The organism is Pseudomonas sp. PI1 (assembly GCF_000812405.1).
GTDB classification, from domain to species: Bacteria; Pseudomonadota; Gammaproteobacteria; order Pseudomonadales; family Pseudomonadaceae; genus Pseudomonas; species Pseudomonas citronellolis.
The window spans coordinates 65,233-83,166 of the sequence record NZ_JWMC01000071.1; the positions used below are offsets into that span (position 1 = coordinate 65,233).

Annotated in this window: 11 protein-coding genes and 1 pseudogene; all 12 read left to right on the forward strand. The window is 71.6% G+C overall.

All coding sequences use genetic code 11. The features are described from left to right. Positions 1–141 precede the first annotated feature (141 nt). The 12 genes and pseudogenes from glgA to RN02_RS23070 all read left to right on the forward strand — a co-directional run bounded on the left by glgA (position 142) and on the right by RN02_RS23070 (position 17,620). A complete protein-coding gene (gene glgA / locus RN02_RS23015; RefSeq protein WP_009619836.1) occupies positions 142–1,674 on the forward strand; it encodes a glycogen synthase GlgA in 1,533 nt (510 codons plus the stop codon). Further along, a complete protein-coding gene (treZ, locus tag RN02_RS23020; RefSeq protein ID WP_043317119.1) occupies positions 1,671–3,404 on the forward strand; it encodes a malto-oligosyltrehalose trehalohydrolase in 1,734 nt (577 codons plus the stop codon). Before glgA ends, treZ begins: the two co-directional genes overlap by 4 nt. Then, positions 3,401–5,437, forward strand: coding sequence for a 4-alpha-glucanotransferase (gene malQ, locus RN02_RS23025; protein WP_043317121.1), 2,037 nt, complete (start codon positions 3,401–3,403; stop codon positions 5,435–5,437). Before treZ ends, malQ begins: the two co-directional genes overlap by 4 nt. Beyond that, complete coding sequence (gene treY, locus RN02_RS23030) at positions 5,434–8,184, forward strand: malto-oligosyltrehalose synthase (RefSeq protein ID WP_043317123.1); 2,751 nt, start codon at positions 5,434–5,436, stop codon at positions 8,182–8,184. Before malQ ends, treY begins: the two co-directional genes overlap by 4 nt. Further along, entirely contained in the window at positions 8,181–8,426 is a 246-nt protein-coding gene (locus tag RN02_RS23035) for a DUF2934 domain-containing protein (RefSeq protein WP_009619832.1), read from the forward strand. The genes treY and RN02_RS23035 overlap by 4 nt, the downstream gene beginning before the upstream one ends. Positions 8,427–8,470: 44 nt before the next feature. After that, positions 8,471–10,609 (forward strand): glycogen debranching protein GlgX, encoded by a 2,139-nt coding sequence (gene glgX / locus RN02_RS23040; RefSeq protein WP_043317125.1) that lies wholly within the window; start codon positions 8,471–8,473, stop codon positions 10,607–10,609. A 1,431-nt stretch (positions 10,610–12,040) separates the two neighbouring features. Further along, positions 12,041–12,454: a CBS domain-containing protein gene (locus RN02_RS23045; protein ID WP_043266424.1), complete on the forward strand. Its 414-nt coding sequence runs from the start codon at positions 12,041–12,043 to the stop codon at positions 12,452–12,454. A 59-nt stretch (positions 12,455–12,513) separates the two neighbouring features. Next, positions 12,514–13,734, forward strand: coding sequence for a zinc-dependent alcohol dehydrogenase (locus RN02_RS23050; RefSeq protein WP_043317127.1), 1,221 nt, complete (start codon positions 12,514–12,516; stop codon positions 13,732–13,734). 4 nt (positions 13,735–13,738) lie between these two features. After that, the gene (locus RN02_RS23055; RefSeq protein ID WP_043317129.1) at positions 13,739–14,662 is read left to right on the forward strand and encodes a DUF72 domain-containing protein; all 924 of its coding nucleotides are present in this window, start codon (positions 13,739–13,741) and stop codon (positions 14,660–14,662) included. Next, positions 14,659–15,438, forward strand: coding sequence for an endonuclease/exonuclease/phosphatase family protein (locus RN02_RS23060; protein ID WP_052267805.1), 780 nt, complete (start codon positions 14,659–14,661; stop codon positions 15,436–15,438). Before RN02_RS23055 ends, RN02_RS23060 begins: the two co-directional genes overlap by 4 nt. After that, a pseudogene (clsB, locus tag RN02_RS23065) lies at positions 15,435–16,643 on the forward strand (cardiolipin synthase ClsB). Before RN02_RS23060 ends, clsB begins: the two are co-directional and overlap by 4 nt. Continuing rightward, complete coding sequence (locus tag RN02_RS23070) at positions 16,640–17,620, forward strand: lysylphosphatidylglycerol synthase domain-containing protein (RefSeq protein WP_043317132.1); 981 nt, start codon at positions 16,640–16,642, stop codon at positions 17,618–17,620. Before clsB ends, RN02_RS23070 begins: the two are co-directional and overlap by 4 nt. The last annotated feature ends 314 nt before the right edge of the window (positions 17,621–17,934 follow it).

Here is a 17,934-nt window from a genome sequence, read left to right on the forward strand (position 1 = left end):
CCATGCCCCGCCGGCCTGCCCCGGCAGAAAATCGAAACTTCGCGCCGTGCGTTCCGGTCCCCCGGAAGAGGCCGCCCGCGAAGGCGACCACCCCATGCGGCCGGCAGGACTGCCCGGCCCACTGCAAAGAGGAAGCGGAAGATGCAAAACCTGCTGGCCGATGCGCGCCTGGAAGACCCCTGCCCACCCGAGCTGCCACCGTTTTCCCTCACGGCGGAAGTCGCGCCCAGGCGCCGCAGGCGGATCCTCTTCGTCACATCGGAGCTCACCGACTTCGTCAAGGCCGGCGGCCTGGGCGACGTTTCCGCGGCCCTGCCGCGGGCGCTGCTGGCCGAGCACGACATCCGCGTGCTGGTGCCCGGCTACCGCCAGGTGCTCAAGGGCGCGGTGGCCTGCAAGGTGGTCGGCCACCTGCCGGGGCTGGCCGCGCTGCCGCCCTGCGACATCGGCGAGCTGCAGCTGGACGACGGCCTGCGCGTCTACGTGGTGATCTGCCCCGAACTCTACGACCGCGAGGGCACCCCCTACGGCGACGACGCCGGCAACGAATGGCCGGACAACCACATCCGCTTCGCCCGCCTAAGCCTGGCCGCCGCCGACCTGGCCGCAGGGCTGGCCACCCCCGGCTGGTGCCCCGAGCTGCTCCACGTCAACGACTGGCCCAGCGCCCTGGCCCCGGCCTACATGGCCTGGCGCGGCCAGGCCACGCCCAGCCTGCTGACCATCCACAACCTCGGCTACCAGGGCGCCTGCCCGCTGGGCTGCTGCGCCGAACTGGGCCTGCCCGAGCACGCCGGGCTGCCGGAGAGCATGGAATTCTACGGCCGGCTGTCGTTCCTCAAGGCCGGCCTCAACCATGCCAGCCACATCACCACCGTCAGCGAGACCTACGCCCGCGAGATCACCGGCGAAACCTTCGGCTGCGGCCTGCAGGGCGTGCTCGCCCAGCGCCACCGCGAGGGCCGCCTCAGCGGCATCACCCACGGCATCGACGCCAGCTGGGACGCGCGCAGCGACCCGCACCTCGTCGCGCGCTTCGACGCCCGCCACCTGCAGGGCAAGCGGCGCAATGCCGAGTACGTCGAGCGCAGCTTTGGCCTGCTGCCCGGGCGCGGCCCGCTGTTCGCCGTGGTCTCGCGCCTGGTGCAGCAGAAAGGCATCGACCTGACCCTGGCCATCGCCGACCGCATGATCGAGGCCGGCGGCCGCCTGGTGGCTATCGGCCGCGGCGAGCCGCCGCTGGAACAGGCCATGGCCCAATTGGCCGAGCGCTACCCCGGCCGCGTGGGCGTGCGCATCGGCTTCGACGAAACCCAGGCGCGGCGCATCTACGCCGCCAGCGACTTCCTGCTGATGCCCTCGCGCTACGAACCCTGCGGGCTGAGCCAGATGTATGCCCAGCGCTTCGGCTCGCTGCCCATCGCCCGCTGCACCGGCGGCCTGGCCGACACCATCGTCGACGGCGTCACCGGCCTGCTGTTCCGCGAGGGCGACGCGGACAGCTACTTCGAGGCGGTGCAGCGCGCGCTGAACATCTACCGCTACCCCGAGCTGCTCAACGCCATGCGCTGCAAGGCCATGGAGGCCCCGCCCTACTGGAGCGAGGCGGCCCGTCCCTACACCCGGCTGTACCGCGACCTGCTCGCGGAGCTGCCCGCGAGCGTGCGCCGATGAGCCGCCAACTGCCCCGCGCCGGTGCCCTGCCGCAGCCCGACGGGCTGACGCGCTTCGCCCTCTGGGCGCCGGACGCGCGCCGGGTGGACCTGCAGCTGGGCGACGGCAGCCGCTTGCCCATGCAGGCCCTGAACGACGGCTGGTACAGCCTGGAAATCCCCTGCGCGGCCGGCAGCGCCTACCGCTTCTGCATCGACGAGCGCCTGTCGCTGGCCGACCCGGCCTCGCGGGTCCAGGCCGGCGGCGTGGAATCCGACAGCCTGGTGCTGGACCACACCGCCTACGCCTGGCAGAGCCGCGAGTGGCGCGGCCGGCCCTGGCACGAAACGGTGCTCTACGAACTGCACGTGGGCCTGTTCGACGGCTTCACCGCCCTGCTCGACTTCCTCCCGGGCCTGGTCGAGCTGGGCGTCACCGCCATCGAGCTGATGCCGCTGGGCGCCTTCCCCGGGCGCCGCAACTGGGGCTACGACGGCGTGCTGCCCTACGCCCCGGCCGCGGCCTACGGCACGCCGGAAAACCTCAAGCGGCTGATCGACCAGGCCCACCTGCTGGGCCTGATGGTCTTCGTCGATGTGGTCTACAACCACTTCGGCCCCCAGGGCAACTACCTGGGCGAGTACGCCTCGGGCTTCTTCGGCGAGCAGCCCACGCCCTGGGGCCACGCCATCGACTTCGCCCGCCCGGCGGTGCGCGAGTTCTTCATCGGCAACGCCGAGATGTGGGTGCACGACTACCGCGTCGACGGCCTGCGCCTGGACGCCGTGCACGCCATCGCCGACAAGGATTTCCTGGTCGAGCTGGCCGGGCGCGCCCGCGCCGCCGCCCAGGGCCGCCACCTGCACCTGGTACTGGAGAACGAGGACAACCAGGCGAGCCTGCTGCGCAAGGGCTTCGACGCCCAGTGGAACGACGACCTGCACCACGTGCTGCACCACCTGCTGACCGGCGAGCGCGAGGGCTACTACGCCGACTACGCCGAGGCCACCACCGCCAAGCTGTGCGCCTGCCTGGGCGAAGGCTTCGTCTTCCAGGGCCAGCGCGACCATCGCGGGCGGGCGCGCGGCGAGCCCAGCGCGGACCTCCCGCCGCTGGCCTTCGTGGCCTTCCTGCAGAACCACGACCAGGTCGGCAACCGCGCCCTGGGCGAGCGCCTGGTCGCCCTGAGCCGCCCCGAGCGCCTGCGCGTGGCGGTGGCCCTGGTGCTGCTGGCGCCCATGGTGCCGATGCTGTTCATGGGCGAGGAATGGGGCGAGCGCAACCCCTTCCTGTACTTCACCGACTACCAGGGCGAGCTGGCCAAGGCGGTCAGCGACGGGCGGCGCCAGGAGTTCGCCGCCTTCGGCCGCTTCTCCGGCGCCATCCCCGAGCCCAACGACTACGAGACCTTCGTCGCCTCGCGGCCGCGCCCGGAGCACGCCGACGGCAACTGGCGCGCCCACTACCGGCGCCTGCTGGAGCTGCGCCACGCCTGGCTCATCCCGCGCCTGGGCGGCACCCGCGCGCTGGGCGCGGTGCCCCTGGGCGAGGCGGCGGTCAGCGCGCGCTGGCGCCTGGGCGATGGCAGCCTGTGGCGCATCGAACTCAACCTGGGCAGCGAGCAAGTCTTCGTCGAAGCGCCGGCGGCGCAGGCGCAGATCCTCTTCTGCGAAGGCCAGGAAGTCGCCGACTACCGCGCCGGCCGGCTCGCCCCCGGCAGCCTGGCCCTGAGCCTGGAGGAAAGCCCATGAGCGATGCGCTGCTGCGCGACCTGGCCGGCGAAGTGGGCCTGAAGCCCGACTGGGTGGACGCCGACAACCGCCCGCAGCAGGCCGGCCCCGACGTGTTGCGCCAGGTGCTGGAGGCCCTGGGGCTGCCGGCGCAGAGCCCCGAACAGCTGCGCCAGAGCCTCGCCCTGGTGCGCCAGGAGCGCGCCGCGCCGCCGTCGCTGCTGACCCTCGACCAGGGCCGGCCGCTACGGTTGGACCGCCTGGCCAGGCCCAACGAGGCCTTCCGGCTGATCCCCGAGCGCGGCGAAGACATCGAAGGACGCCTGGACGAAGCCACCGCCCTGCCCCCGCTGGCGCAATGCGGCTACTACCGCCTGCAACTGGCCGAGCGCGAACTGACTCTGGCCGTCGCCCCGCCGCGCTGCCCCCAGGTGCCGGAACTGTGCGGCGGGCGCCGGCGCGCCTGGGGCCTGGCGGCGCAGCTGTACGCCCTGCGCGAGCCCGGCGACGGCGGCCTGGGCGACCTCACCGCGCTGGAGGCCCTGGCCCGCAGCGCCGCCGCCAAGGGCGCCGACGCCCTGGCCATCAGCCCGCTGCACGCCATGTTCGCCGCCGCCCGCCAGGCCTACAGCCCCTACTCGCCGTCCAGCCGGCTGTTCTTCAACGAACTGCACGCCGCGCCGCGCCAGGTGTTCGGCCAGGCCGCGGTGGACCGGGCCATCGCCGAGGCCGGGCTCGCCGGGGAACTGCACGAACTGGAAAGCCTGCCCCTGGTGGACTGGCCAGGCAGCGCCCGGGCCCGCGAACGCCTGCTGCGCCAGCTGCACGCCAGCTTCGCCCGGGCCGACGCCGGCCTGCGCCGCGACTTCCAGCGCTTCCGCCGCGACGGCGGCGAGGCCCTGCTGCAGCACTGCTGTTTCCAGGCCCTGCAACGCCGGCGCGTCGAAGCCGGCGATGGCCTGGACTGGCGCCACTGGCCGGCGGCCTATGGCCGCCCGGAGGCCGAGGGCGTGCGCCGGTTCCTCCTCGAACAGCCGGAGGAAATCGACTTCCAGCAGTTCTGCCAGTGGCTGCTGGCGCGCAGCCTGCAACACACCCAGCGGGCCGCGCGCGACGCCGGCATGGGCATCGGCCTGATCGCCGACCTTGCGGTGGGCGCCGACCCGCGCGGCAGCCAGGCCTGGATGCGCCAGGACGAACTGCTGGCCGGGGTCAGCGTCGGCGCCCCGCCCGACGTGCTCAACCGCGCCGGGCAGAACTGGGGCATCTGCGCCTTCTCGCCCCACGGCCTGCGCCTGCACGGCTACCGCGCCTTCATCGAGATGCTGCGGGCCAACCTGCGCTACCCCGGCGGCCTGCGCATCGACCACGTGCTGGGGCTGCGCCGCCTCTGGGTGATCCCCGAGGGCGCGCCGCCGCAGGCCGGCGCCTACCTGGAATACCCGCTGGACGACCTGCTCCGGCTCATCTGCCTGGAAGCCTGGCAGGCGCGCGCGCTGATCGTCGGCGAAGACCTCGGCACCATTCCCGAGGGCCTGCGCGAGCGCCTTGCCGAACACGGCATCCTGGGCATGCGGGTGCTGCTCTTCGAACAGGCCGGCGGCCACTTCCACGCCCCACGGCAGTGGTCCGCCGAGGCCCTGGCCACCACCAGCACCCACGATCTGCCGAGCCTCGAAGGCTGGCGCCAGGGCCACGACATCGACTGGCGCGAACGCCTGGGCCAGCGCAGCGGGGAGCAGGCCAGGCAGGACCGCGAGGAACGCCAGCGCGAGGTCCAGGGCCTGGCCCGGGCGCTGGACGAGGACGGCATCGGTCACGAAGCGCTGGATGGCGCCATCGAGTTCGTCGGCCGCACCCCGGCGCCGCTGGTGCTGCTGCCCCTTGAGGACGCCCTGGGCAGCGTCGAGCAGCCCAACCTGCCCGGCCCCGGCGACGAGCACCCGAACTGGCGCCGGCGCTACCCGGCGCAGGCCGGGCAGATGCTCGACATCCCCGCGGTGGACGCACGCCTGCAGCGGCTGGACCAGGCGCGCCGGGAGGGCGAGCGATGAACGCCATCCGCGCCACCCTGCGCCTGCAGTTCAACCGCGACTTCACCCTGGACGACGCCCTGCCCTGGCTGGACTACTTCGCCGAGCTGGGCATCAGCCACCTCTATGCCTCGCCGCTGCTCACCGCCCAGCCCGGCTCCGGCCACGGCTACGACGTGGTCGACCCCACCCGCATCAACCCCGAACTGGGCGGCGAGGCGGCCCTGCGCCGGCTGGTCGGCGGCCTGCGCCTGCGCGGCATGGGGCTGATCGTCGACAGCGTGGCCAACCACATGCGCATCGGCCAGGCCAACCCCTGGTGGCAGGACGTGCTCAAGTGGGGCCTGGCCAGCCCCTACGCGCACTTCTTCGACATCCACTGGCGCAGCGACGACCCGCTGCTGGACCGCCAGGTGCTGCTGCCCTGCCTGGGCGGCGACTACCTCGACGAGTTGCAGGCCGGGCGCATCCGCCTGGGCTTCGCCGAGCACGCCGGCTGCTTCCAGCTGCACTATGGCGAGCACTGCTTCCCGGTGTGCCCGGCCAGCTACGGCATGATCCTGGTGCACGCCGAACAGGGCCCGCTGTACGAACTGGCGCCGCGCTTCGCCGAGCTGCGCGGCCACCCCCAGGCCCGCGTCCTGGCCACCGCGCTGTGCCGGCGCCTGGCCGCGCTGCTGGGCGATGCGGCCCTGCGCGAACGCCTGCTGGGCTTCTACCGGGTGACCGAAGGCCAGGACTGGCGCCCCCTGCACCGCCTGCTGGAACACCAGCACTACCGCCTGGCCAACTGGCGGGTGGCGGCCGACGACATCAACTGGCGGCGCTTCTTCGACATCAACGAACTGGTCGGCCTGCGCGTGGAGCTGCCGGACGTGTTCGGCGCCTGCCACGCCTACCTCCTGCAACTGATGCAGGAAGGCCTGGTGGACGGCCTGCGCATCGACCACGTCGACGGCCTGGCCGACCCGCGCGGCTACTGCCGGCGCCTGCGCCGCGCCTTTTGCGACGGCGCCGCGCCGCTGTACGTGGAAAAGATCCTCGCCCCCGGCGAACACCTGCCGGCGGACTGGCAGGCGGACGGCACCAGCGGCTACGACTTCATGAACCAGGTGTCGCTGCTGCAGCACGACCCGCGCGGCGAAATCCCCTTGCGCGCGCTCTGGGAGCAGACCAGCGGCCGCCGCCAGGGCTTCGACGAAGAGCGCCTGGCGGCCCGCGAATGGGTGCTGCGCGGCGCCTTCGCCGGCGACCTCGAAGGCATGGCCCAGCAGCTCTGGCAGCTGGCGCGCACCGACCTGGCCAGCCGCGACCTGCCGCTGGGCTCCATCCGCCGCGCACTGTTCCAGCTGCTGCGGGCCTTTCCGGTGTACCGCAGCTACGCCGGCGCCTGCGGCCGCTCCGCGCAGGACCGGCGCTACTTCGAACAGGCCCGCGCGCTGGCGGCCGAACGGCTGGACGAGCACGACCGCCGCACCCTGGCCTGGCTCGACCGGGTGCTGGGCGGCGAGCCGCTGCGCGCGGTGCCGCCCGGGCCGCTGCGGCAGAAGCGCCGGCAGGTGCTGGCGCGCTTCCAGCAGCTGACCCCGCCCATCGCCGCCAAGGCCCTGGAAGACACCGCCTGCTACCGCCACGCCGCGGCCCTGGGGCGCAACGACGTGGGCTTCGACCCGCAGCGCCTGGCGGCCCCGCCGGCGGACTTCCACGCCGCCTGCCAGGCGCGCCTGGCCGAATTCCCCCGCGCCCTGCTGGCCACCGCCACCCACGACCACAAGCGCGGCGAGGACTGCCGCGCCCGCCTGGCCGCGCTGAGCGAGCGCGCGCCCTGGTTCGCCGAGCAGGTAGCGCAGTGGCGGCCCCTGGCCGCGACCCTGCGCCACCCCGAAACGCCCCACGCGCCCAGCGGCGGCGACGAACTGATCCTCTACCAATGCCTGCTGGCCAACTGGCCTCACGACCTGACGGAAGACGACGCCGAGGGGCTGCGCGCCTACCACGCGCGCATCGCCCAATGGCAACTCAAGGCCCTGCGCGAAGCCAAGCTGGAAACCGACTGGAGCGCGCCGGTGCAGGCCTATGAAAGCGCCTGCGCGGACTTCCTCGACGCCCTGCTCCTGCAACCCGCCGGCCTGGCGCTGCGCCAGGCCATTGCCGCGGCGGCCCGGGCGCTGATGCCCGCCGGCGCCCTCAACGGCCTGGCGCAGTGCCTGCTGCGCTGTACCACCCCGGGCGTGCCGGACCTGTACCAGGGCTGCGAGTTTTGGGACTTCAGCCTGGTGGACCCGGACAACCGCCGCACGCCGGACTACGCCCGGCGCCAGCCCGCCCTGCAGGCGCAGCCGGACTGGCCGCAGCTGCTGCAGCACTGGCGCGACGGACGCATCAAGCAGGCCCTGCTGCGCCAGGCCCTGCAACTGCGCCGGCGCTGGCCGCAGCTGTTCAGCCAGGGCAGCTACCAGCCGCTCGAACTGCACGGCGAGCACACCGATTGCCTTTTCGGCTTCCTGCGCAGCCAGGCCGGCCGGCACCTGCTGGTGCTGGTGCCGCGGCTGTGCGCGGGCCTGCTGGAAGACAGGCCGCAGGTGCCGCCCGAACGCTGGGGCGACACCCGCGTGCGCCTGCCCGCCGAACTGGCCGACCGCCAATGGCAGGGCCTGGCCGCCGGGCACCGGGACGACCACGGCGAACTGGCGGTGGCCGAATTGCTGGGCGAACTGCCGGTCAACCTGCTGATCAGCGTCGACGAGCACCAGGAGGCAAGCCCATGAAGATCGACGAAGCGCGCGTCCGCGAACTGGCCCACCAGATATGGGAATCCGAGGGCCGCCCCGAAGGCCAGGCCGAGCGCCACTGGCGCATGGCCCGCAGCCTGGCCGAGGCCGAGCAGGCACAGCTCGCCCAGCGCGAGCCTCCTGGCGAGCCGCCGGAGAAACCGGCGCTGCTGCAGAAACCGCCACGGCGCAAGGGCAAGCTGCCCGCCGCCGATCCCGAGCGCCCTGACGAGGGCTGATCCATGCATCCGCCCCGAACCACCGGCCAGCAGAGGAAACCCCCATGAGCAAACGCTCGCACTCGCGAGTCACCGAGGGCCGCCCCTTCCCCCTGGGCGCCACCTGGGACGGCCTGGGCGTCAACTTCGCCCTGTTCTCGGCCCATGCCACCCGCGTCGAACTGTGCCTGTTCGACGCCAGCGGCAAGCGCGAACTGGAACGCATCGAGCTGCCCGAGTACAGCGACGAGATCTGGCACGGCTACCTGCCCGACGCCCACCCCGGGCAGATCTACGGCTACCGCGTGCACGGCCCCTTCGAACCGGACGCCGGGCACCGCTTCAACCCCAACAAGCTGCTGATCGACCCCTACGCCCGCCAACTGGTGGGCCAGCTGCGCTGGTCCGAGGCGCTGTTCGGCTACACCATCGGCTCGGCCGACGCGGACCTGAGCTTCGACACCCGCGACAGCGCGCCCTTCGTGCCCAGGTGCAAGGTCATAGACCCGGCCTTCACCTGGGGCGAGCAGCAATTCACCCGCATCCCCTGGGACGAGACGCTGATCTACGAGGCGCACCTGCGCGGCATCAGCATGCGCCACCCGGCGGTACCCGAGCGCCTGCGCGGCACCTGCGCCGGGCTGATGAACGCCGAGCTGCTAGGGCACCTGCGCCACCTGGGCATCAGCAGCCTGGAGCTGCTGCCGGTGCATGGCTTCCTCGACGACAAGCACCTGCTGGAAAAGGGCATGAGCAACTACTGGGGCTACAACAGCATCGCCTTCTTCGCGCCCCACGCCCGCTACCTGGCCAGCGGCCATGTCAACGAGTTCAAGGAGATGGTCGCGCACCTGCACGACGCCGGCATCGAGCTGATCCTCGACGTGGTCTACAACCACACCGCCGAGGGCAACGAACTGGGTCCGACGCTGAGCATGCGCGGCATCGACAACGTCTCCTACTACCGCCTGCAGGCCGACGACCGGCGCTACTACGTCAACGACTCCGGCACCGGCAACACCCTCGACCTCAGCCACCCCTGCGTGCTGCAGATGGTCACCGACTCGCTGCGCTACTGGGCCACGGAAATGCGCGTGGACGGCTTCCGCTTCGACCTGGCGTCCATCCTCGGCCGCTACGCCGAAGGCTTCGACGAGCGCCACAGCTTCCTGGTGGCCTGCCGCCAGGACCCGGTGCTCAGCCACCGCAAGCTGATCGCCGAACCCTGGGACTGCGGCCCCGGCGGCTACCAGGTGGGCCGCTTCCCGCCCGGCTGGGTGGAATGGAACGACCGCTTCCGCGACACCGTGCGCAGCTACTGGCGCGGCGACGAGGGCCAGCTGCCGGACCTGGCGCGGCGCCTCACCGCCTCCGGCGACCTGTACAACCACCGCGGCCGGCGGCCCTACGCCTCGGTCAACTTCATCACCGCCCACGACGGCTTCACCCTGCGCGACGTGGTGTCCTACGACCACAAGCACAACGAGGCCAACGGCGAGGACAACCGCGACGGCCACGACGACAACCGCTCCTGGAACCACGGCGAGGAAGGCCCCACGGGCGATCCGGCGATCCGCCAGCTGCGCCTGCGGCAGATGTGCAACCTGATGGCCACCCTGCTGCTGTCCCAGGGCACCCCCATGCTGCTGGCGGGCGATGAGTTCAGCCGCACCCAGCAGGGCAACAACAACGTCTACTGCCAGGACAACGAACTGGGCTGGATCGACTGGAACCTCGACGACGAGGGCCGCCAGCTGCTGGCCTTCACCCGCTACCTGATCCGCCTGCGGCGGCGCTACCCGATCCTGCGCCGCGGGCGCTTCCTGGTCGGCGAGTACAACGCCGAGCTGGGGGTGAAGGACGTGACCTGGCTGGCCCCCGACGGCCGCGAGATGACCCAGGAGGACTGGGAAACGCCCCAGGCCCGCTGCCTGGGCATGCTCCTCGACGGCCGCGCGCAGCCCACCGGCATCCGCCGCAGCGGGGCCGATGCCACCCTGCTGCTGTTGCTCAATGCCCACCATGAGGCGCTGCAGTTCCAACTGCCCGGCGTGGCCCAGGGGCGCGACTGGCAGTGTCTGCTGGACACCATGGCCGATCCGCCGGCGCTGGACGACGGGCTGGTGCACGGGTTCGATGCGGCGTTCGAGATGGGCGCGAGGTCGTTGGCGTTGTTCGTGTTGCGCAAGGATGGGGATGGCTGAAGGAGCCGTGGCGGCTGCGCGGAACCGCCCTTCCGCTCTTCGTAGAGCGAACGCCGCCTGCGATTGGCCTCCTGGTCCAGCCCGGAGCGCGCGGAAACGGAAGCTTCGGGTTCGGATCCGGCGCGCCCTATGGCCAAGGCCAGGCGGCGGATAACCGCGAACGGTTATGCGCCCTACGATCACCGGCTGACGCTGCGTTATCCAGCCACGCCGAACGGCCCCCTCTCCCTCCGGGAGAGGGCTGGGGTGAGGGTGCTCTTGACCCCGGCACCTACCTCCGGCAAACACACCCGTAGGATGGGTTGAGCGAAGCGATACCCATCACCGCGGCTTCGTAGAGCGAACGCCGCCTGCGACTGGCCTCCTGGTCCAGCCCGGAGCACGCGGAAACGGAAGCTTCGGGTTCGGATCCGGCGCGCCCTGTGGCCAAGGCCAGGTGGCGGATAACCGCGAACGGTTATGCGCCCTACGATCACCGGCTGACGCTGCGTTATCCGCCCACGCCGAACGGCCCCCTCTCCCTCCGGGAGAGGGCTGGGGTGAGGGTGCTCTTGACCCCGGCACCTACCTCCCCGGCAAACACACCCGTAGGATGGGTTGAGCGAAGCGATACCCATCACCACGGCTTCGTAGAGCGAACGCCGTCTGCGATTGGCCTCCTGGTCCAGCCCGGAGCGCGCGGAAACGGAAGCTTCGGGTTCGGATCCGGAGCGCCCTGTGACCAAGGCCAGGCGGCGGATAACCGCGAACGGTTATGCGCCCTACGATCACCGGCTGACGCTGCGTTATCCAGCCACGCCGAACGGCCCCCTCTCCCTCCGGGAGAGGGCTGGGGTGAGGGTGCTCTTGACCCCGGCACCTACCTCCCCGGCAAACACACCCGTAGGATGGGTTGAGCGAAGCGATACCCATCACCACGGCTTCGTAGAGCGAACGCCGCCTGCGATTGGCCTCCTGGTCCAGCCCGAGCGCGCGGAAACGGACGCTTCGGGTTCGGATCCGGCGCGCCCTGTGGCCAAGGCCAGGCGGCGGATAACCGCGAACGGTTATGCGCCCTACGATCACCGGCTGACGCTGCGTTATCCAGCCACGCCGAACGGCCCCCTCTCCCTCCGGGAGAGGGCTGGGGTGAGGGTGCTCTTGACCCCGGCACCTACCTCCCCGGCAAACACACCACCCGTAGGATGGGTTGAGCGAAGCGATACCCATCACCATGACCGCATGGGTTTCGCAAGCTCAACCCATCCTACGAAAAGCACTTTCGCAAGACACGTCCGCGATTGGACTCTCCGGCTGACGCTGCGTTATCCGCCCACGCCGAACAACCCCGAAACAATCCATGAAATCCACCTGAACGGTGCCCCAACCGCCCAGTCGGAAGCTATAGGCGTCCGCGAAGGCGCCCCAACCGCAACCGCTACGGAGGACAGCATGAAAATCAGCGAAATCATGACGCGCAACGTCCAGACCACCGCCCCCGACACCCCGCTGCACCAGGCGGCCGCGGCCATGGCGCGGATCGACAGCGGCGCGCTGCTGGTCAACGACGGCGACCGCCTGGTGGGCATGGTCACCGACCGCGACATCGTCATCCGCGCGGTGGCCGCCGGCCTGGGCGTGGATACCCCGGTGTCGCGGGTGATGAGCGGCGACATCCACTACTGCTTCGAGGACGAGGACGTGCAGCACGTGGCCAGCAACATGGCGCAGATCCAGATGCGCCGGCTGCCGGTGCTCAGCCGCGAGAAGCGCCTGGTGGGCGTGGTCTCCCTCGGCAACATCGCCGCCTGCCGCGATGCCAAGGCCAGCGACACCGTGCTGCGCGGCGTGGCCCAGGCCCACTGACCAGCCCCTGGCCACGGCGCCGCCCGGGCCGTGGCCGGCCGGATAGCGGGGAGAACGACATGAAAGCTGTGGTATTCCACGACGTCGGCGACATCCGCCTGGACGAGGTCCCGGAGCCGACGCTGCACCAGCCCAACGACGCCATCGTGCGCCTCACCGCCTCGGCGATCTGCGGCACCGACCTGCACTTTGTGCGCGGCAGCGTGGGCGGCATGAAGCCCGGCACCATCCTCGGCCACGAGGGCGTGGGCATAGTCGAGGAGCTGGGCGACGAGGTGCGCAACCTGCAGGTGGGCGACCGGGTGGTGATCCCCTCCACCATCGCCTGCGGCAACTGCGTGTACTGCCGCGCCGGCTACTACGCCCAGTGCGACCTCGCCAACCCCGGCGGCCAGCGCGCCGGCACCGCCTTCTTCGGCGGCCCCGAGGCCAACGGCGCCTTCCACGGGCTGCAGGCCGAGAAGGCGCGCATCCCCTACGCCAACATCGGGCTGATCCGCCTGCCCTCGCAGATCGGCGACGACCAGGCGATCCTGCTCTCGGACATCTTCCCCACCGGCTGGTTCGGCGCCGAGCTGGCCGAGGTGGGCATCGGCGACACCGTGGCAGTGTTCGGCTGCGGCCCGGTGGGCCAGTTCGCCATCGCCAGCGCGCTGCTCAAGGGCGCCGCGCGGGTGTTCGCCGTCGACCGCCACCCCGACCGCCTGCACATGGCCCGCCAGCAGGGCGCGGAGGTCATCGACTTCGAACGCGAAGACCCGGTGCAGGCGCTGCTCTGGCTCACCGACGGCATCGGCGTGGACCGCGCCATCGACGCCGTCGGGGTGGACGCCGAGCGCAGCCACGGCGAAGTCACCCCGGCCCCCGGCGCAGGCCACGAGACGCCCTGGACGCCGGGCAACGCGCCGGCCCAGGTACTCGACTGGGCGGTGGCCGGCCTGGCCAAGGCCGGCACCCTCGGCATCATCGGCGTGTACGGGCCGGACTCGCGGACCTTCCCCATCGGCATCGCGATGAACCGCAACCTGACACTGAAGATGGGCAACTGCCACCACCGCAAGTACATCCCGCAGCTGATCGAACTGGTGCTCAGCGGGCGCATCGACCCGGCCAAGGTGCTCACCCAGGTCAAGCCCATCAGCGACGCCATCGCCGCCTTCGAGGCCTTCGACCAGCGCCAGACCGGCTGGGTGAAGGTGGAGCTGCAGCCGCAGCGCCAACATGCCACCGAGGGCGACGAGGAACACGTCCGCCCGCCGGCGCCGCCCGCCGCGGAGTGACGCCATGGGTACGGACGGCCTGTACATCGGTATTTCCGGCTGGCGCTACGTTCCCTGGCGCGGCGAGTTCTACCCCAGGGGCCTGCCCCAGCGCGAGGAGCTGCGCTACGCCGCCCATGCCTTCGCCAGCATCGAGCTGAACGGCTCCTTCTACGGCCTGCAGACGCCCGGCCGCTACCGCCAGTGGAAGGGACAGACGCCCGCGGGCTTTCGCTTCAGCGTCAAGGGCCCGCGCTTCGTCACCCATCTGCGGCGCCTGCGCGAGCCGCAGCAGGGGCTGGCCAACTTCTTCGCCTCCGGCCCGCTGGAGCTGGACGACAAGCTCGGCGCCTTCCTCTGGCAGCTGCCACCCAGCCTGGCCTACGACGGCGAGCTGCTGGAGGCCTTCCTCGCCCTGCTGCCGCGCGACAGCCATGCGGCGGCCGAACTGGCCGGTTCGGCGGACGCGCGCCTGCGCCACGAGGCGCCTTCGCCGGGCCGGCGCTTCGCCCTGCGCCATGCCCTGGAGGTGCGCCACAAGAGCTTCTGCAGCGCCGAGTTCACCGACCAGCTGCGCCGGCACGGCGTGGCCCTGGTGATGGCCGACGCGCCCTCGAAGTGGCCCTACGCCGAGGACCTCACCGCCCCGGATTTCACCTACCTGCGCCTGCACGGCGCCGAACAGCTGTACGCCAGCGGCTATGGCGAGGCGGCGCTGCGCCGCTGGAGCGAGCGCATCCGCCTGTGGCGCAACGGCCTGCAGCCCGCCGACGCCGAGCTGATCGACGCGGACAAGCGCGGCGACCGCCGGCACCGCGAGCTGTACTGCTATTTCGACAACGACATCAAGGTGCGCGCGCCCTTCGATGCCTTCCGCCTCATGCAGCTGCTCGACGTGCGCCTGCCGCAGCAGCAGGTGCCGGGCGAACCGGCGGAGGACTGGACATGAACCAGCCGGCCAACACCGGCGCCGGCCCGGCGCTGGCCAGCGGCCCGTCGCTGCGGGTGCTGACGGTGAACACCCACAAGGGCTTCAACGCCTTCAACCGCCGCTTCATCCTCCACGAACTGCGCGAGGCGGTGCGCGGCACCGCGGCCGACCTGGTGTTCCTCCAGGAAGTGCACGGCGAGCACCAGTTGCACGCCGGGCGCCACCCCGGCTGGCCGGCCAAGCCGCACTACGAGTTCCTTGCCGACAGCATGTGGCCGGCCTTCGCCTACGGGCGCAACGCGGTGTACCCCGAGGGCCACCACGGCAACGCCCTGCTCTCGCGCTACCCGATCCTCAGCCACGACAACCACGACATCTCCATCGCCGGCAACGAGGAGCGCGGCCTGCTGCACGCCTGCATCGACCTGCCGGGCAGCGCCCCGCTGCATGCCGTGTGCGTGCACCTGGGGCTGCGCGAGGCGCAGCGGCGGCAGCAACTGGCGCTGCTCTGCCGCCTGCTGGAAGGCTTGCCCGCCCAGGCGCCGCTGATCGTCGCCGGCGACTTCAACGACTGGCGCTGCCAGGCCGGCGCCCTGCTCGCCGGCTGCGGCCTGGCGCCGGCCTTCGCCGACAAGGCCGGCGCGCCGCGCAGCTTCCCGGCGCGCTGGCCGCTGCTGCGCCTGGACCGCATCTACCTGCGCAACCTGCGGGTGCGCAGCAGCCAGGTGCTGGGCAGCCGCCCCTGGCCGCACCTGTCCGACCATCTGCCGCTGCTCGCCGAGGTGAGCCCATGAACGAGCGCTGGCACGCGGGCAACCGCATCGAACTGCTGGTCAATGGCGAGGCCTTCTACCCGCGGGTGTTCGAGGCCATCGCCCGGGCCCGGCGCGAGGTGCTGCTGGAAACCTTCATCATCTACGAGGACAAGGTCGGCCTGGCCCTGCGCAAGGCGCTGCTGGCGGCGGCCCGGCGCGGCGTGCGCGTCGAGCTGATCGTCGACGGCTACGGCACCGCCGACCTGGGCCGGGACTACGTGCGCAGCCTGCTGGAGGCCGGAGTGCGCCTGCACCTGTTCGACCCGCGCCCGCGCCTGCTGGGCCTGCGCACCAACCTGTTCCGCCGCCTGCACCGCAAGCTGCTGGTGGTGGACGGCGGCACCGCCTTCGTCGGCGGCATCAACTTCAGCGCCGACCACCTGGCCGACTTCGGCGCCATGGCCAAACAGGACTAGGCGGTGCAGGTGCAGGGCCCGGTAGCGCGGGACATCCGCCAGGCCAGCCTGGCCCTGCTGCACGAGTACGGCAGCGCGCCGGCTTGGGTGCCGCCCAGCCTGCCGCCGCTGGCCGGCCAGGCCCGCGCCTGCCTGGTGTTGCGCGACAACGGCCCGCGCAGCACGGCCATCGAGCAGCACTACCTGGCGGCGATCCAGGGCGCGCGGCGGCGGCTGACCATCGCCAACGCCTACTTCTTCCCCGGCTACCGCCTGCTGCGGGCACTGCGCCAGGCCGCGCAGCGCGGGGTGAAGGTGCGCCTGATCCTCCAGGGCCTGCCGGACATGCCGCTGGTGCGCCTGTGCAGCAAGCTGCTCTACGACACCCTGCTGCGCGACGGCGTGGAGATCTACGAGTACTGCGACCGCCCGCTGCATGGCAAGGTGGCGGTGGCCGACGGGCGCTGGGCCACGGTGGGGTCGAGCAACCTGGACCCGCTGAGCCTGTCGCTGAACCTGGAAGGCAACCTGATGATCGACGACGCGCGCTTCGCCGACGAACTGCAGGCGCACCTGGACGCCCTGGCCCGCGACAACTGCCGGCGCATCACCCGCAAGGTGGCGCGCCGCGGCTACTGGTGGCGCGCGCCCCTGGTGTTCCTCAGCTTCCACTTCCTGCGGCATTTCCCGGCCATCGCCGGGCAGTTGCCGGCGCACCGCCAGCGCCTGCGCTCGCCGCGGGGCCTGGAAGGCGAACCGGCGGCGGACGCCCCGCGGGTGCGCCCATGAACGCCGCCGCGCCGCGGGAGAAACACAGGCGCGCCTGGAAGCTGGCCCGGCGCGGCTTCTCCATCGCCCTGCTGGCGCTGCTGCCGGTGCTGCTGTTCCTGCTGATCCGCGCCACCGACTGGGGGGAAGTATTCCACCTGCTCAGCGAGTACCGCGCCACTACTCTGCTCCTGGGGTTGGGCATCAGCCTGGCCAGCTATGGCGTGTTCAGCAGCTTCGACGTGCTCAGCCGCTACTACATCGGCCACCCGCTGCCGGTGCGGCGGGTGTTCACCGTGGCCTTCGTGTGCAACGCCTTCAACCTCAACCTCAGCTCCTGGGTCGGCGGCGTGGCCCTGCGCTACCGCCTGTACGGCCGCCTGGGCATGAGCGCGGCGGACATCACCCGCATCCTCAGCTTCAGCCTGGTGACCAACTGGTACGGCTACCTGCTGCTGGCCGGCGCGCTGTTCGCCAGCGGCTACCCCGACCTGCCGGACGACTGGTCGGTGGGGCGCAACGGCCTGCGCCTGATCGGCGCGCTGCTGCTGGCCCTGGGCGTGGCCTACCCCCTGGCCTGCCGCTACGCCCGGCGCCGCGCCTGGGGTTGGCGGCAGTTCAGCCTGGCCCTGCCGAGCTGGCGCCTGGCGCTGCTGCAGGGCGCCATGGGGGCGGCCAACTGGTCGCTGATGGCGCTGCTGGTGAGCGTGCTGCTGCCGGACAAGGCCAGCTACACCGAGGTGCTGGCCACCCTGCTGATCAGCAGCATCGCCGGGGTGGTGCTGCACGTGCCGGCGGGCCTGGGCGTGCTGGAGGCGGTGTTCATCGCCATCCTCCACGACCACCTGGGCCGCGGCCCCCTGCTGGCGGCGCTGATCGGCTACCGGGTGCTGTACTTCCTGGTGCCGCTGTTCCTGGCCTGCCTGGTCTACCTGTGGCTGGAGCGCCGGGCGCGGCGTCTGCGCCGCCGGCAACGGCGCCTGGCGCGGACGGGTTGATGGGTATCGCTTCGCTCAACGCCATCCTACGAGGGAATGCTGTGCCTCGTGCAAACCTGTAGGAGCGGGCCCTGCCCGCGAATCGCGCGCAGGGCGCGCTCCTACAGGGGAATGGCGTGGGTGGCGCAGCGTAGGAGCGGATCTTATCCGCGAACCGCGCCGGAAGGTTCGGCTATCGCGGATGAATCCGCCAGGACATGCCGTGCCTCGTGCAAACCTGTAGGAGATTCTATGTCAATGACGGCTTATCCCCGGGGTTGGTAGGTCGTCTGTGTCTGCATCAGGGCAAAGGCGATTCTGGCGAGTTTGCGGGC

What these genes read in the sequence shown, in the direction of transcription:
- RN02_RS23035 (WP_009619832.1), top strand. Translation starts at nt 8,181, where the DNA reads ATGAAGATCGACGAAGCGCGCGTCCGCGAACTGGCCCACCAGATATGG.
- RN02_RS23050 (WP_043317127.1), top strand. Translation starts at nt 12,514, where the DNA reads ATGAAAGCTGTGGTATTCCACGACGTCGGCGACATCCGCCTGGACGAG.
- treY (WP_043317123.1), top strand. Translation starts at nt 5,434, where the DNA reads ATGAACGCCATCCGCGCCACCCTGCGCCTGCAGTTCAACCGCGACTTC.
- RN02_RS23055 (WP_043317129.1), top strand. Translation starts at nt 13,739, where the DNA reads ATGGGTACGGACGGCCTGTACATCGGTATTTCCGGCTGGCGCTACGTT.
- RN02_RS23060 (WP_052267805.1), top strand. Translation starts at nt 14,659, where the DNA reads ATGAACCAGCCGGCCAACACCGGCGCCGGCCCGGCGCTGGCCAGCGGC.
- glgA (WP_009619836.1), top strand. Translation starts at nt 142, where the DNA reads ATGCAAAACCTGCTGGCCGATGCGCGCCTGGAAGACCCCTGCCCACCC.
- glgX (WP_043317125.1), top strand. Translation starts at nt 8,471, where the DNA reads ATGAGCAAACGCTCGCACTCGCGAGTCACCGAGGGCCGCCCCTTCCCC.
- RN02_RS23070 (WP_043317132.1), top strand. Translation starts at nt 16,640, where the DNA reads ATGAACGCCGCCGCGCCGCGGGAGAAACACAGGCGCGCCTGGAAGCTG.
- RN02_RS23045 (WP_043266424.1), top strand. Translation starts at nt 12,041, where the DNA reads ATGAAAATCAGCGAAATCATGACGCGCAACGTCCAGACCACCGCCCCC.
- treZ (WP_043317119.1), top strand. Translation starts at nt 1,671, where the DNA reads ATGAGCCGCCAACTGCCCCGCGCCGGTGCCCTGCCGCAGCCCGACGGG.
- malQ (WP_043317121.1), top strand. Translation starts at nt 3,401, where the DNA reads ATGAGCGATGCGCTGCTGCGCGACCTGGCCGGCGAAGTGGGCCTGAAG.